The 14,542-nt window shown below is 64.9% G+C and carries 10 protein-coding genes and 1 tRNA gene; all 11 read right to left on the bottom strand.

What is annotated here, in order from left to right; genetic code table 11:
* Positions 1 to 8: 8 nt before the first annotated feature.
* Positions 9 to 923 (bottom strand): YihY/virulence factor BrkB family protein, encoded by a 915-nt coding sequence (locus tag VLA96_06250; GenBank protein HSE48792.1) that lies wholly within the window; start codon positions 921 to 923, stop codon positions 9 to 11.
* 474 nt (positions 924 to 1,397) lie between these two features.
* A complete protein-coding gene (gene rpoC, locus VLA96_06245; GenBank protein HSE48791.1) occupies positions 1,398 to 5,585 on the bottom strand; it encodes a DNA-directed RNA polymerase subunit beta' in 4,188 nt (1,395 codons plus the stop codon).
* A gap of 153 nt (positions 5,586 to 5,738) precedes the next feature.
* On the bottom strand, positions 5,739 to 10,217 hold the full coding sequence (gene rpoB, locus VLA96_06240; GenBank protein HSE48790.1) for a DNA-directed RNA polymerase subunit beta: 4,479 nt from the start codon (positions 10,215 to 10,217) through the stop codon (positions 5,739 to 5,741).
* A 325-nt stretch (positions 10,218 to 10,542) separates the two neighbouring features.
* Positions 10,543 to 10,926: a 50S ribosomal protein L7/L12 gene (gene rplL, locus VLA96_06235; protein ID HSE48789.1), complete on the bottom strand. Its 384-nt coding sequence runs from the start codon at positions 10,924 to 10,926 to the stop codon at positions 10,543 to 10,545.
* Between the two features lie 162 nt (positions 10,927 to 11,088).
* A complete protein-coding gene (gene rplJ / locus VLA96_06230; protein ID HSE48788.1) occupies positions 11,089 to 11,622 on the bottom strand; it encodes a 50S ribosomal protein L10 in 534 nt (177 codons plus the stop codon).
* Positions 11,623 to 11,689: 67 nt separating this feature from the next.
* Positions 11,690 to 12,397, bottom strand: a complete 708-nt coding sequence (rplA, locus tag VLA96_06225; protein HSE48787.1) for a 50S ribosomal protein L1 — start codon at positions 12,395 to 12,397, stop codon at positions 11,690 to 11,692.
* Between the two features lie 124 nt (positions 12,398 to 12,521).
* Positions 12,522 to 12,953, bottom strand: coding sequence for a 50S ribosomal protein L11 (rplK, locus tag VLA96_06220; protein HSE48786.1), 432 nt, complete (start codon positions 12,951 to 12,953; stop codon positions 12,522 to 12,524).
* A 70-nt stretch (positions 12,954 to 13,023) separates the two neighbouring features.
* Positions 13,024 to 13,740 carry a transcription termination/antitermination protein NusG gene (gene nusG, locus VLA96_06215; protein HSE48785.1) on the bottom strand — a complete coding sequence of 239 codons (717 nt, stop codon included), beginning with the start codon at positions 13,738 to 13,740 and terminating at the stop codon, positions 13,024 to 13,026.
* A gap of 2 nt (positions 13,741 to 13,742) precedes the next feature.
* Positions 13,743 to 13,997: a preprotein translocase subunit SecE gene (secE, locus tag VLA96_06210; protein HSE48784.1), complete on the bottom strand. Its 255-nt coding sequence runs from the start codon at positions 13,995 to 13,997 to the stop codon at positions 13,743 to 13,745.
* A gap of 35 nt (positions 13,998 to 14,032) precedes the next feature.
* Positions 14,033 to 14,108, bottom strand: a tRNA-Trp gene (locus tag VLA96_06205).
* 52 nt (positions 14,109 to 14,160) lie between these two features.
* A complete protein-coding gene (rpmG, locus tag VLA96_06200; protein ID HSE48783.1) occupies positions 14,161 to 14,313 on the bottom strand; it encodes a 50S ribosomal protein L33 in 153 nt (50 codons plus the stop codon).
* Positions 14,314 to 14,542 lie beyond the last annotated feature (229 nt).

Raw genomic sequence — 14,542 nt, 5'->3', positions numbered from 1 at the left:
CGTACAGTCTACCGCACGGCGGCGGGTTTCCCGGCGGCGGGGTTACTGGGCGGGTTCATGGCAAGCGCGGCGTTGCGGCGGTCTTCCAGCACGATGCGCGGGTAGACGAGCGCGTTGAATTCCGCGCCGATGAGCACGGTGATGGAGACGATGTAGGTCCAGACGAGCAGAGCGATGGCGGCGCCCAGCGAGCCGTAGATGGCGGTGTAGTTGGCGTAGCGCGTGACGTACCAGCCGAATCCGACGGTGGCGGTGAACCAGAAGACGGTGGCCAGCGTGGCGCCGGGCAGCACGCGGTAGTAGGGCTGGGTGCGCGGAATGCCCCAGTGGTAGATGAGCGAGAGCACGGCGATGGACGTGAGGGTGGAGATGAGCCAGCGGCCGGCCTGCCAGAGCAGGAGCACAGCGAGTCCGATCTCGCGCGTGGAGTGCTGGATGAGCCAGGTCTGGATCTGGTTGCCGAAGCCGACCAGGATGGTGGCGAGGGTCATGGGAGCGAACGAGAACAGCACGAGCAGCAGCGCGACCGAGCGCTCCTTGAGCACGCCCCACTCGCGCGGCAGGCGGTAGGCGTTGCGGAAGCCTTCCATCCAGCTGATCATCACGCCGGAGGCGGCCATGATGGTGATGACGGAGGCGGAGAGGAGCAGGCGCGAGGGCCGGTGGTGGCCGCCTTCGAAGTACTGCATGGCGGCGGAGCGCGCGCCCGGCGGCATGATCTGGCCGACGGCGTTGGCGATCTCGCTCAGGAACTTCTCGGTGGTGTGCGAGGCGGCGAGCACGCCGGCGATGACCAGGAACAAGGGGAAGATGGTGAGGATGGCAGAGTAGGCCGCGGCCTTCGCGATGGCGAAGCAATCGTGCTCGAAAGCGCGCCAGATGGCGCGGCGGAGCAGGCGAAGGAAGTGGAGCATCGGGGCCATAGTCTAGTAGTGACCGGTGGTCAGTGGCCAGTGGTCAGTTGGTTTCGGCCATTTTCGCTCGGACTCGCCTCCTCGCTTGCCTGTACCGCCCCTCAAGGGGCTTTGGATCTTTCTTGGGCGCCCACCCAGCGCTTACGCGCTGGGCTAACGAATGCCGCCCTGCGGGCTGGGGCTAGCTCGCGCGAATTGCCTCGCTCAGGCAACGTGCATCGCCTAGCCGAAAGCAACGGGAACCGCCTGGCTGAAGCGACGCTCGCGGCCGGCCCAAGCCCCAGTCCCGCGCCAGCGGGACGCCATTCGTAAGCCCACCACGTGAGTGGTGGGAAAGCGCAGAGCATCGAGACCCGAGTCGGCTTCAGCCGACGGCACGTTCTTGCGCCGGCGAGTCGCCGGCGTCTACCCAAACAAAAGAAGAGGCGCGGTGGAGAGCCACCGCGCCCCGACTACTGTGGACTGTGCACCGTGGACTGTGGACTACTCCGCTGCCAGTTCCTCGGTCTCGCCTTCGGCGCGCAGCATCTCGAGCGCGCGTTCGGCTTCCTCGTACTCGCGCGACACCTGCTCCTGCACCTTCTGGGCGGCTTCTTCCAGCTCGGGCGAGAGGCGGACGTTGCGGTAGTACTCCATGCCGGTGCCTGCGGGGATGAGGCGGCCGACGATGACGTTCTCCTTGAGGCCGCGCAGGTGGTCGACCGCGCCCTGGATGCTGGCTTCGGTGAGCACGCGCGTGGTCTCCTGGAACGACGCCGCGGAGATGAAGGAATCGGTGGAGAGCGAGGCCTTGGTGATGCCCAGCAGGAGCGGGCGGCCGGTCGCCGGGCGTCCGCCGTTCTGGATGGCCTTCTCGTTCTCCTCGCGGAAGCGGAACTTGTCGACCTGCTGCTCGAGCAGGAAGGCAGTGTCGCCCACGTCTTCGACCTTCACCCAGCGCATCATCTGGCGCACGATGACCTCGATGTGCTTGTCGGAGATGTTGACGCCCTGGAGGCGGTAGACCTCCTGGATCTCGTTGACGAGGTAGGCCTGCAGCTCCTTCTCGCCGAGGACAGCGAGGATGTCGTGCGGGTTGAGGGGGCCGTCCATGAGCGGCTCGCCGGCGCGGACGCGCTCGCCTTCCTGGACGTTGACGTGCACGCCGCGCGGGATGGAGTACTCCTTCTCCGTGCCGTTGTCGGCGGTGACGTAGATCTTGCGCATGCCCTTGGAGATCTCGCCGAAGCGGACCGCGCCATCGATCTCGCTGATGACGGCAGTCTCGCGGGGCTTGCGCGCTTCGAACAGCTCGACGACGCGCGGCAGGCCGCCGGTGATGTCCTTGGTCTTGGTGGTCTCGCGCGGGATCTTGGCCAGCACGTCGCCCGGGTGGACGGTGTCGCCATCCTGGACCATCAAGTGGGCGCGCGACGGCATGAGGTAGCGCTTGGTGGACTTGCCTTTCACCACGACGGCGGGCTGGCGCTTCTCGTCGGGCGTCTCGGTGACGACGTGACGGGAGAGGCCGGTGACCTCGTCCACTTCCTCGTGGAGGGTGAGGCCTTCCTGCAGGTCCTTGAACTGCACGGTGCCGCCGATCTCGGTGAGGATGGCGAAGGTGTACGGATCCCACTCGACCAGGACCTGGCCGAGCTGGACGGGCGAGCCTTCCTCGACCTTGATCTTGGCGCCGTAGACGACGGCGTAGCGCTCCTTCTCGCGGCCCTTGTCGTCGACCACGGCGATGGAGCCGGCGCGGTTCATCACGACCAGGCCACCTTCCTTGGAGCGGACGGTGACGAGGTTGATGAAGCGGACGGTGCCGTTGTTCTTGGCGTCGAGGCGCGACTGCTCGCTCACGCGGGAAGCCGTGCCGCCGATGTGGAAGGTGCGCATGGTGAGCTGCGTGCCGGGCTCGCCGATGGACTGGGCGGCGATGACGCCGGTGGCTTCACCGAGCTCGACCATGCGTCCGGAGGCGAGGTTGCGCCCGTAGCAGGCGACGCAGACGCCGCGCTTGGACTCGCAGGTGAGCACGGAGCGGATCTTGACGCGCTCGATGCCGGCCGACTGGATGGCGGAAGCGAGCTCCTCGGTGATCTCGTGGTTGACGTCGACGATGACGTTGCCTTCGTAGTCCTTGATCTTCTCGAGCGAGACGCGGCCGACGATGCGGTCGCGCAGCGGCTCGATGATCTCGCCCGACTCGACGATGGACCCGACGAAGATGCCGTCGACGGTGCCGCAGTCCTGCTCGCTGACGATCACGTCCTGGGCGACGTCGACGAGGCGGCGGGTGAGGTAGCCGGAGTCGGCGGTCTTGAGCGCGGTATCGGCCAGGCCCTTGCGCGCGCCGTGCGTCGAGATGAAGTACTCGAGCACGGTGAGCCCCTCGCGGAAGTTCGCCGTGATGGGCGTCTCGATGATCTCGCCCGAAGGCTTGGCCATCAGGCCGCGCATGCCGGAGAGCTGGCGGATCTGCTGCTTGGAGCCGCGAGCGCCGGAATCGGCCATGACGTAGATGGGGTTCATGTTGCCGGACTTGTCGGCTTCCTGCATGACGCCGAACATCTCGTCGGCGACCTTTTCGGTCACGTTCGACCAGATCTCGACGACCTTGTTGTAGCGCTCGCCGTTGGTGATGGCGCCGTCGAGGTACTGCTGCTGGACGGCGATGACCTGCTTATCGGCGGCGCCCACGAGCTGCTTCTTGTGCTCGGGGATGACCATGTCGTCGATGCCGATGGAGAGGCCCGAGCGGGTGGCGTAGAGGAAGCCGAGCTGCTTGAGGCCGTCGAGCATCTTCACGGTGACTTCGAGCCCGAAGCGCAGGTAGCAGTAGTTGACGAGCTGTCCCACGCCCTTCTTCTTCAGGAGGCCGTTGATGTACGGCATCTCCTCGGGCAGGTGGTCGTTGAGGATGGCGCGGCCGACGGTGGTCTGGACGAACTGGCGGTCGAAGTTGACCGGGTCGGTGTGCACGATGTCCTGGTCGTCGTACGCCGAGGTGAGGTCGATGACCTCGCCGGAGTAGCGCAGGCGGATGGGCGTGAGGGTTTCGACCTCGCCCATCTCGAGCGCGAGCAGGACCTCGTCGACGTTGGCGAAGGCGCGGCCTTCGCCCTTGGCGCCGGGCTTGGACTTGGTCAGGTAATAGAGGCCGAGCACCATGTCCTGGGTGGGGACGGTGATGGGGTGTCCCGACGCGGGCGACAGGATGTTGTGCGAGCTGAGCATCAGCACGCTGGCCTCGATCTGCGCTTCGGGCGAGAGCGGGATGTGGACGGCCATCTGGTCGCCGTCGAAATCGGCGTTGAACGCCGTGCAGACGAGCGGGTGGATCTTGATGGCCTTGCCTTCCACCAGCACCGGCTCGAACGCCTGGATGCCGAGGCGGTGGAGGGTCGGGGCGCGGTTCAGCAGGACCGGGTGGTCCTTGATGACCTCTTCCAGGATGTCCCAAACGATGGGCTCCTGCTGCTCGACCATCTCCTTCGCCTGCTTGATGGTGGTGCACTGCCCGGTCTGCTCGAGCCGGTGATAGATGAAGGGCTTGAAGAGCTCGAGCGCCATCTTCTTGGGCAGGCCGCACTGGTGGAGCTTGAGCTCGGGACCGACGACGATGACCGAACGGCCGGAGTAGTCGACACGCTTGCCGAGCAGGTTCTGGCGGAAGCGTCCCTGCTTGCCCTTGAGGGTGTCGGAGAGCGACTTGAGCGGGCGGTTGTTGGCGCCCCGCAGCACGCGGCCGCGGCGACCGTTGTCGAACAGCGCGTCGACCGCCTCCTGCAGCATGCGCTTCTCATTGCGCACGATGACCTCGGGGGCGTGCAGGTCCATCAGCTTCTTCAACCGGTTGTTGCGGTTGATGACGCGGCGATAGAGATCGTTGAGGTCGGAGGTGGCAAAGCGGCCGCCATCGAGCGGCACGAGCGGGCGCAGCTCGGGCGGGATGACCGGGATGACGTCGAGGATCATCCACTGCGGCTTGTTGCCGGAGCGGCGGAAGGCCTCGACGACTTTCAGGCGCTTGGCGTACTTGAGCCGCTTCTGGAGCGAGGGCTCGTGCTTCATCTTGTCGCGCAGCTCGGTGGAGAGCTCTTCCACCTCGACGCGCTTCAGGAGTTCCTTGATGGCCTCGGCGCCCATCATGGCGCGGAAGCCGGTGGGACGGTACTGCGCGTCGAGCTCGCGGAACTGGGCTTCGTCGCGGATGACCTCGCGGTCCTTCACCGGGGCATCGCCCGGCTCGACCACGACGTAGGCCTCGAAGTAGAGGACGCTCTCGAGGTCGCGCAGCGAGATATCGAGTAGGTGGCCGATGCGCGAGGGCAGGCCCTTGAAGAACCAGACGTGGGAGCAGGGCGAGGCGAGCTCGATGTGGCCGAGGCGCTCGCGGCGGACTTTCGAGAGCGTGACTTCGACGCCGCACTTATCGCAGATCACGCCGCGGTGCTTCATGCGCTTGTACTTGCCGCAGAGGCACTCCCAGTCGGTGACCGGCCCGAAGATACGGGCGCAGAACAGGCCGTCGCGCTCCGGCTTGAAGGTGCGGTAGTTGATCGTCTCCGGCTTGGTGACTTCGCCGTGCGACCAGCTCCGGATCTTCTCCGGGGAGGCAAGGCTGATACGGATGCTGTCGAAATCCGCGATCTGATTACCGAGGTCGAATGGGCTCGAACGGTACAAGGTGTTCCTCCTGCCTCCAGTGGCCAGTGGTCAGTGACCAGTGGCCAGCCATCGCTGGCGACCGGCGTCGGAAGCGACCGCCGGTACTTCAGGATCCCTTTCAGCCATGACCTGGGCGGTGTTCACTGACCACCGACCACTGGCCACTGGCCATTAGTCCGCCGCGGCGCTGGCGACCTGCTTGCGGCCGTCGCCGCCCATCGTCTTGATGAGCTCGACGTCGAGGCAGAGCGACTGCAACTCGCGGATGAGAACGTTGAACGATTCGGGCACGCCCGGCTCGATGGCCGCCTCGCCCTTGACGATGGCCTCGTAGATCTTGGTGCGGCCATAGACGTCGTCGGACTTGGCGGTCAGGAGCTCCTGCAGGATGTAGGCGGCGCCGTAAGCTTCCAGCGCCCACACTTCCATCTCGCCGAAGCGCTGTCCGCCGAACTGCGCCTTGCCGCCCAGCGGCTGCTGGGTGATGAGCGAGTACGGTCCGATGGAGCGGGCGTGGATCTTGTCGTCGACCAGGTGCGAGAGCTTGAGCATGTAGATGTAGCCGACGGTGACGGGCTGCTCGAACTTGTCGCCGGTCATGCCGTCGTAGAGGGCGGTCTTGCCGGATTCCGGGAGGCCGGCCTCGCGCAGCAGGCCCTTGATCTCCTTCTCGCGCGCGCCGTCGAAGACGGGCGAGCCGAAGTAGGCGCCGTGCTTCATGCCGCGGGCCACGCTGACCAGCTGCTCGTCGTCGAGATCCATGAGGACGTCGAGGAAAGCCGAGTCCTTGTAGATCTGCTTGAGCTCGCGGCGGATGGCCTCCTCGCGGTTGTTCTCCGCGAGCAGCTGCGAGATGCGCTTGCCGAGCTCGTGTCCGGCCCAGCCGAGGTGCGTCTCGAGGATCTGGCCCACGTTCATACGGGAAGGCACGCCGAGCGGGTTGAGGACGATCTCGACGGGCGTCCCGTCGGCGAGGTAGGGCATGTCCTCTTCCGGCAGGATGCGGGCGATGACGCCCTTGTTCCCGTGGCGGCCGGCCATCTTGTCGCCGACCGAGAGCTTGCGCTTCATGGCGACGTAGATCTTGACCAGCTTGATGACGCCCGGGGGCAGCTCATCGCCCTTGCGGAGCTTCTCGATCTTCTCGTTGACGATCTTGCGGAGCACGTCGATCTGGCGCGAGGTCATCTCCTCGATCTCGTCGATCTGCTCGTTGACGCGCGGGTCCTTGTCGGCGAACTTGATGCGCTTGAGGTTGCGGGTGGAGATGCGCTCGATGGTCTCGCGGTCGACGACCGTGCCCTTGGTGAGCAGGCGCTTGTTGGTGCGCTCGTCGTGCAGGTCGGCCTGGGCTTCCTTGCCGCCGAGGATGGCTTCGAGGCGCTTGAGGCGCTCGTCGGTCAAGATGCGGATCTCGTCCGAGAGGTTCTTCTCGAGCTTCTCGATCTGCGTGGCCTCGATGGCCTTGGCGCGCTCGTCCTTCTCCTGGCCCTTGCGGGAGAAAATCTTGACGTCGACGATGGTGCCCTCGATGCCCGGGGGGCAGGTGAGCGAGGCGTCGCGCACGTCGCCGGCCTTTTCGCCGAAGATGGCGCGCAGCAGCTTCTCTTCCGGCGTGAGCTGGGTCTCGCCCTTGGGCGTGACCTTGCCCACCAGGATGTCGCCCTGCTTCACGGTGGCGCCGATGCGGATGACGCCCGACTCATCGAGATCGCGCAGGGCATTCTCGCTGACGTTGGGGATGTCGCGCGTGATCTCCTCGGGGCCGAGCTTGGTGTCGCGCGCTTCGATCTCGAACTCCTCGATGTGGATCGAGGTGTAGTAATCGTCGCGCACCATCTTCTCGGAAATGAGGATGGCGTCCTCGAAGTTGTAGCCGCGCCAGGGCATGAAGGCGACGAGCACGTTGCGGCCGAGCGCGAGCTCGCCCATCTCGGTGCAGGGGCCGTCGGCGATGACCTGGCCCTTCATCACGCGGTCGCCCTTCTTGACGATGGGCTTCTGGTTGATGCAGGTGTTCTGGTTGGAGCGCTTGAACTTGATGAGCTGGTAGATGTCGGAGCCGACCTCGCGCGAGAGCTGGCCGGGGTGGTGCTCACCCTCGACGCGCACGATGATGCGCTCGGAGTCGACGGAATCGATGATGCCGGAGCGGCGCGCGAGGACGACCGCGCCGGAATCGCGCGCGGTGACGCCTTCCATGCCGGTGCCGACGAGCGGCGCTTCGGCGCGGAGCAGCGGAACGCTCTGGCGCTGCATGTTGGCGCCCATGAGCGCGCGGTTCGCGTCGTCGTGCTCGAGGAAAGGCACGAGCGAGGCGGCGACGGAGACAAGCTGCTTGGGGCTGACGTCGACGTAGTCGACCTCGTCGCGGTGGACGAGGACGAAGTTGCCGGCCTTGCGGGCGTTCACCAGCTCGTGGACGATGCGTCCCTTGTCGTCGAGCTCGATGTTGGCCTGCGCGATGACGTGGCGGTCCTCCTCCCAGGCGGAGAGATAGAAGGAGAAGGGCTCGAAGTCGATGCGGCGCTTGCGGCTCTCCTTGAGGTCGGCGTTGGCCTTCTCGGCCTCGTGCTTCTCGATGTGGTCGGCGACGCGGTAGTCGGAGTCGCCGGCGTTCACGACGGTGACGTAGTCGAGCACGCGCGCGCCCTTCACGCGGCGATACGGCGACTCGATGAAGCCGTAGTCGTTGATGCGCGCGTAGCAGGAGAGCGACGAGATGAGGCCGATGTTCGGACCTTCCGGGGTCTCGATGGGGCAGATGCGTCCGTAGTGCGTGGGGTGGACGTCGCGCACCTCGAAGCCCGCGCGTTCGCGCGAGAGGCCGCCCGGTCCGAGCGCGGAGAGACGCCGCTTGTGCGTGATCTCCGAGAGCGGGTTGGTCTGGTCCATGAACTGCGAGAGCTGCGACGAGCCGAAGAACTCGCGGATGGCGGCCATGACCGGCTTGGCGTTGACCAGGTCGTGCGGCATCGCGGTCGACATCTCCTGGTAGACGCTCATCTTTTCCTTGATGGCGCGCTCCATGCGGACGAGGCCGATGCGGAACTGGTTCTCGAGCAGCTCGCCGACCGCGCGGACGCGGCGGTTGCCGAGGTGATCGATGTCGTCGACCGTGCCGATGTTCTTGCGCAGCTTGAGCAGGTAGCGGATGGTGGCGTAGAAGTCGTCGGGCTCGAGCGTGCGGTTGTCGAGGCCGGTGGCGTCCTGGTTCTCGAACAGCTTGATGTTGAACTTGAGGCGGCCGACGCGCGAGAAGTCGTACTTCCGCGGGTCGAAGAACATGCCGTGGAACAGGGCGGTGGCGGTGTCGAGGGTCGGCGGGTCGCCGGGACGCAGCTTGCGGTAGATCTCGATGAGCGCTTCCTGCGGGGTCTTGACGTTGTCCTTGCGCAGGGTGGCGGAGATCACGTTGCCCACGTCGTCGCGCTCGGGGAAGAACAGGTGGAGCTCCGAGACGCCGGCGTCGATGAGCTTGGCGAGCTTGTCGGCGGTGACTTCGGTGTTGGCCTCGAGCAGGACCTCACCCGAGCTGGTGTCGACGATGTCGGCGGCGGTGAAGGCGCCTTCGAGGTCGGTGGTGTCGATCTCGATCTCCGAGATCTTGGCCTTCTGGATGTCCTTGAGCACGGCAGGCGTGATCTTGCGGCCGGAGTGGACGATCTCTTCGCCGGACTTGGACTTGATGGAGTGCGCCAGCTTCAGGCCGAGCAGGTTGGTGGGACGCTCGACCGCCGGCTCCAGCGTCCAGTGCAGCTTCTTGTTCTTGATGGCGATGCGATCGACGGTATAGAACGTGCGCAAAATGTCTTCGTCGGAGCGCAGGCCGAGGGCGCGCAGGAAGATGGTGCCGAGGAACTTGCGCTTGCGGTCGATGCGGACGTACAGGATGTTCTTCTGGTCGTACTCGAACTCCACCCACGAGCCGCGGTAGGGGATGATCTTGCCGAGGAAGTAGGTGCGGTTGTTGGCGGTCTCGAAGAAGACGCCGGGCGAACGGTGGAGCTGCGAGACGATGACGCGCTCGGTGCCGTTGATGATGAACGTGCCGTTGTTGGTCATGAGCGGCACGTCGCCGAAGAAGACTTCCTGCTCCTTGATGTCGCGGATGGTCTTGTTGCCGGTCTCCGGGTCCTTGTCGAAGATGGTGAGGCGGATGGTGACCTTGAGCGGGGCGGAGTAGGTCATGCCGCGCTCTTCGCACTCGGCCATGTCGTACTTGAGCTGGAGGCCGACCGGGTCGCCGCACTTGTTGCAGAAGTCGGGCGTGTTGGAGTTGTAGGTGCCGCAGCGGTTGCAGAGCACGTCGCCGGAGTGGAACGGGTCGGTGATGACGGTGGAGCCGCAGTTCTTGCAGGTGGTGCGCAGGTGGTGCAGCCCCTTGAGGTGGCCGCACTTGCACTCCCAGTTGCCGATGGCGTAATCGACGAACTCGAGCTGCGAGACGTTGCGGAAGTCGGAGATGGGGAAAACGGACTGGAAGACACTCTGCAAGCCCGCTTCGTCGCGCTCGCTCGGCAGCTTGTCCATCTGCAGGAAGCGGTCGTAGGAGCGCTTCTGGACCTCGATGAGGTTCGGGATCTTGATGGTCGCCGGGATCTTGCTGAAATCGAGACGCGCGCGGGTGGCAGTGTTCTTGTTCGGCATCAACGGCTCCTATGTCGTGCGCCCGGCATCGCGCCGGACGGCCTGGCTTGCGCCAGGGCTGGTTTCGGCCGGGAGCGCGCGGACGCTCCCGGTTTGGTTCTAAAAATGCAGTCACGCCCGATGGGACAAGGTTCCCCTCGGGCGCCGTTTCAGGCGCTTAGACCAGCCTGCTCTGTGACTTCCCGCGCGTGTGTGGCCTTACTCCCCGGCACCCCGGGGCGAAAGAGCTTTGGAAGGCGGTGGAGATTTGATTCGGCCACCGCCCTCCCGGATTCAGGACAACGAGATCGAGCGAACGTCGGAGCGGACACGCGTCCGCCGACTGCTACTTGACCTCGACGGTCGCGCCGGCTTCGGTGAACTTCTTCTTGATGTTCTCCGCCTCTTCCTTGCCGACGCCTTCCTTGATCGGTTTGGGAGCGCCGTCGACCAGGTCCTTGGCTTCCTTCAAGCCGAGGCTGGTGACTTCGCGCACCGCTTTGATCACGTTGATCTTGTTGGCGCCCGCGGAGGTGAGGACCACGGTGAACTCGGTCTTCTCCTCCGCCGGAGCCGCGCCCGCCGCCGCCGCGCCGCCGCCGGCCATCATGACCGGAGCCGCCGCCGCCGCGGAGACGCCGAGGCGCTCCTCGAGCTTCTTCACGAGCTGCGCCGCGTCGAGCAGGCTCAACCCTACGATCTGTTCTTCCAACTGCTGAATGTCCGCCATCTCAGTTCTCCCAATAAGTTTGTCGTTGTGCTGTCCCATGCCGCCCTTGTCCACGTTTCCAGTGCTTCCCCGCCAGACCAACGGAGCCGCAACACGTGACAACGAACGACGAACCCTTCGCTGGACCGCCAGCACGACTCGATCCAGCAGAACCCTGGAGGCTTACGCCTCCTTGAACTTTTTCTTCTCCACGCCCTGGTTGAGCACCACGGCCATGTCGCGGCCGACGGCGTTCATCACGGTCACCAGGCGCTGCGCCGGCGCGTTGATGAGGAAGAGCAGCTTGGAGAAGATCTCTTCCTTCGACGGCATCGCGGCGAGCGCTTCCAGCTCTTTCACCGAGAGCGCGCGGCCTTCGACCACGCCGGTCTTGAACTTGAACTCCGGATTGTCCTTGGCGTACTTGGTGAGCGCCTTGGCGAGCGCGACCGGGTCGCCCGAGGTGTAGGCGATGGAGGTGACGCCCTTCAGGTCTTTCAGCGCGTTCTCGATCGCGGTGCCCTTGGCCGCGCGCTCCGCGAGCGTGTTCTTGACGACGGCGTAGCGGCCGCCGGCCGAGCGGACGCTCTTGCGCAGCTCGAAATCTTTTTCGACCGTCAGCTTCTCGAAGGTGGCGACGATCAGGTTGTTCACGCCCTTCAGGTCCTTGCTCAGCTTCTCGACCTGCTGCGTCTTTTTTGCCTTGGTAACGGCCATGTTCTTATGCTTCCCTTCTCAATCTCTTACTCTGTTGGGTTCCCTCGCTTCGCGCGGGAATCTCAACCTATCCCTTGGCCGCGTTCTCGGCGGCGGTAGTATCGAGCGCGATGCCCGGGCCCATCGAAGACGACAGATAGGCGGCCTTGATGTACTTGCCCTTGGCGGCGGCGGGCTTCGCCTTGATCACGCTGCTGATGAGCGTCTCGGCGTTCTCGATGAGCTTCTGAGCGTCGAACGACATCTTGCCCACCGGCACATGGACGAGCGCGGTCTTGTCGGTGCGGAACTCCACCTTGCCGGCCTTGACTTCCTGCACGGCGCGGGCGACGTCGAAGGTGACGGTGCCGGTCTTCGGGTTGGGCATCAGGCCCTTCGGTCCGAGGACTTTGCCGAGCTTGCCGACGGACTTCATCATGTCGGGCGTGGCGACGACGGCGTCGTAGTCCACCCAGTTCTCCTTCATGATCTTCTCGACCGTCTCTTCGCCGCCGACGATGTCGGCGCCGGCTTCCTGCGCCTCGCGCACCTTCTCGCCCGAGGCGATGACCAGGACTTTCTTCGACTTGCCCAGGCCGTGGGGCAGCACGACGGTGCCGCGGACCATCTGGTCGGCGTGTTTCGGGTCGACGCCCAGCCGCAACGTGACCTCGACCGTCTCGTCGAACTTGGCGAACTTCACTTTCTGCAGAAGGGGCACGGCGGCTTCCAGCGTGTACGGCTTGTTGCCGACCGCTTCGCGCGCCTTCGTGATGTTCTTCCCTGCTTTTCTCATCTGCTCTTCCTTCTCCCACCTCGGGGCATCAGTCCGCCGCGACGTGGTGCTTGCGAATCCGGGGCTAAAGCCCCAAAACCCTGGGTACGTCCCGACGCGGGCCTAAAGGCCCGCTCTTCCACCGCTACGCCACGACCTCGATGCCCATGCTGCGCGCGGTGCCCTTGACCGACTTGATGGCGGCTTCGAGCGAGGCGGCGTTGAGGTCGGGCATCTTCTGCTTGGCGATCTCGGCGACCTGCTTCTCGGTCACGGAGCCGACCTTCTGCTTGTTGGGCTCGCCAGAACCCTTGGCGACCTGCGCGGCGCGCTTGAGCAGGATGGAGGCCGGCGGCGTCTTGGTGATGAAGGTGAACGAGCGGTCGCTGTAGACCGTGATCACCACCGGCACGATGAGGCCGTCGAGCTCCTTCTGGCTCGTCTTGGCGTTGAACTGCTTGCAGAACTCCATGATGTTGACCTGCGCCTGGCCGAGGGCGGGGCCCACCGGCGGCGCCGGCGTCGCTTTGCCGGCCGCGATCTGGAGCTTGACTTGTCCTGTGACCTTCTTTGCCATCGCTTCTCTTCTTCTTCGGAGACGGCCAAAAGGCCGTCTCTACCGTGATTTCTTGCTACTGCAAGACCTGTTACGCGACCTTCTCGACCTGCCCGAACTCCAGCTCGACCGGTGTCGCGCGGCCGAAGATGGTGACCATGACCTTCAGGGTCTCGCGGTCTTCGTTGACCTCGTCGACGATGCCGGTGAAGTTGGCGAACGGGCCCTCGGTGATCTTCACCGACTCGTTCTTCTCGAACTTGACGCGCAGCTTCGGCTTGTCCTTGCCGACGGCGACGCGGTAGACGATGGTGTTGACCTCTTCCTCGCTCAGCGGCGTCGGGTCGTTGCCGGTGCCGACGAACCCGGTGACGCGCGGCGTGGATTTCACGACGTGCCACACGTGGTCGCCTTCACCGCCCGAACGGAAGCCGGTGAGATCCATCTCCACCAGCACGTAGCCCGGCAGGAAGGCGCGCTCGATGGTGTACTTCTTGCCGTTGCGGATCTCGGTGACCGGCTCGGTCGGGATGACGACGCGGCCGATCTTCTCCTGCAGCCCGAAAGCGGCGACGCGCGACTCCAGCGACTCCTTCACCTTGCGCTCGAAGCCCGAGTAGGAGTGGATGATGTACCACTTCATGTTCGGGTTCTTGGGCGCTTCGGGCTGATCGGCGCGCGGCTCCTCGCCCTCGGCGGGCGCGGCGGCCTGCGCGGCCGTCTCTTCTTCCGAAGGGCTCGGCGCCTGCGCGGCCGTCTGCTCTTCCGCGTTCGGATCCTGGTTGTTGAGCTCTTCCGTCATCTTCATCGCTATTTCGTGAAGTACGTGAACACGCGGTTGACGATGGTCCCCAGGCCGAGATCCACCAGCCAGAAGAAAACGCCGAAGATGGCCACCGTGATGAGGACCACGACCGTGGTCGCCTGCACTTCCTTGAGCGAAGGCGTGGAGACCTTCTTCATCTCGGTGCGCACGTCGGTGTAGAAGCCCTTGGTGCGCTCCGGCCACGACTTGATCTGCCCGCCTACGCTGTTCTCGTCCATAAGTGTTGCTGGCTTCGCCATCTACTTCTCTTCCTGGCCCGTGGGCCTCGAAACTCTGGCAGGGGCGGAGGGATTCGAACCCCCAAGTCCGGTTTTGGAGACCGGCAGTTTAGCCGTTGAGCTTACGCCCCTCCGTACATCGCCGATCTCCACTCGCCGATTGGCGATTGGCGACCGGCAATCCTTACTTCACCTCTTTATGAGGTGTGTGCTTGCGACACTTCCTGCAGAACTTCGAAAACTCCAGCCGGTCCGGCGTGGTCTTCTTGTTCTTGGTGGTCGAGTAGTTCCGGTCCTTGCACGCCGTGCACTGCAACGTCACGATCTCTCTTGGCATACTTCCCAATCCTTCTCTTTGTTAGGTCCCTCGACTCGCGCTACGCGCTCGCTCGGGATATCGGCTGCGGGCTCCCGCTTCGCTCACGCCCGCTCTTCCGCCCTTACTTGATGATCTCCGAGATGGTGCCGGCGCCGACGGTGCGGCCGCCCTCGCGGATGGCGAAGCGCAGGCCCTTCTCCATCGCCACCGGCGTGATCAGCTCGATGGTCAGCGCGACGTTGTCGCC

The organism is Terriglobales bacterium (genome assembly GCA_035457425.1).
GTDB lineage: Bacteria > Acidobacteriota > Terriglobia > Terriglobales > Acidobacteriaceae > JACPNR01.
Note: the sequence above shows the minus strand (reverse complement) of the source record. Positions and strands in the feature narration are given on the sequence as shown.

Bases quoted from the DNA above. Each gene is read 5' to 3' on its own strand.
- VLA96_06250 (HSE48792.1), bottom strand. From the start codon at position 923: ATGGCCCCGATGCTCCACTTCCTTCGCCTGCTCCGCCGCGCCATCTGG.
- rplK (HSE48786.1), bottom strand. From the start codon at position 12,953: ATGGCAAAGAAGGTCACAGGACAAGTCAAGCTCCAGATCGCGGCCGGC.
- rplL (HSE48789.1), bottom strand. From the start codon at position 10,926: ATGGCGGACATTCAGCAGTTGGAAGAACAGATCGTAGGGTTGAGCCTG.
- rplJ (HSE48788.1), bottom strand. From the start codon at position 11,622: ATGGCCGTTACCAAGGCAAAAAAGACGCAGCAGGTCGAGAAGCTGAGC.
- rpoB (HSE48790.1), bottom strand. From the start codon at position 10,217: ATGCCGAACAAGAACACTGCCACCCGCGCGCGTCTCGATTTCAGCAAG.
- secE (HSE48784.1), bottom strand. From the start codon at position 13,997: ATGGCGAAGCCAGCAACACTTATGGACGAGAACAGCGTAGGCGGGCAG.
- rpmG (HSE48783.1), bottom strand. From the start codon at position 14,313: ATGCCAAGAGAGATCGTGACGTTGCAGTGCACGGCGTGCAAGGACCGG.
- rplA (HSE48787.1), bottom strand. From the start codon at position 12,397: ATGAGAAAAGCAGGGAAGAACATCACGAAGGCGCGCGAAGCGGTCGGC.
- nusG (HSE48785.1), bottom strand. From the start codon at position 13,740: ATGAAGATGACGGAAGAGCTCAACAACCAGGATCCGAACGCGGAAGAG.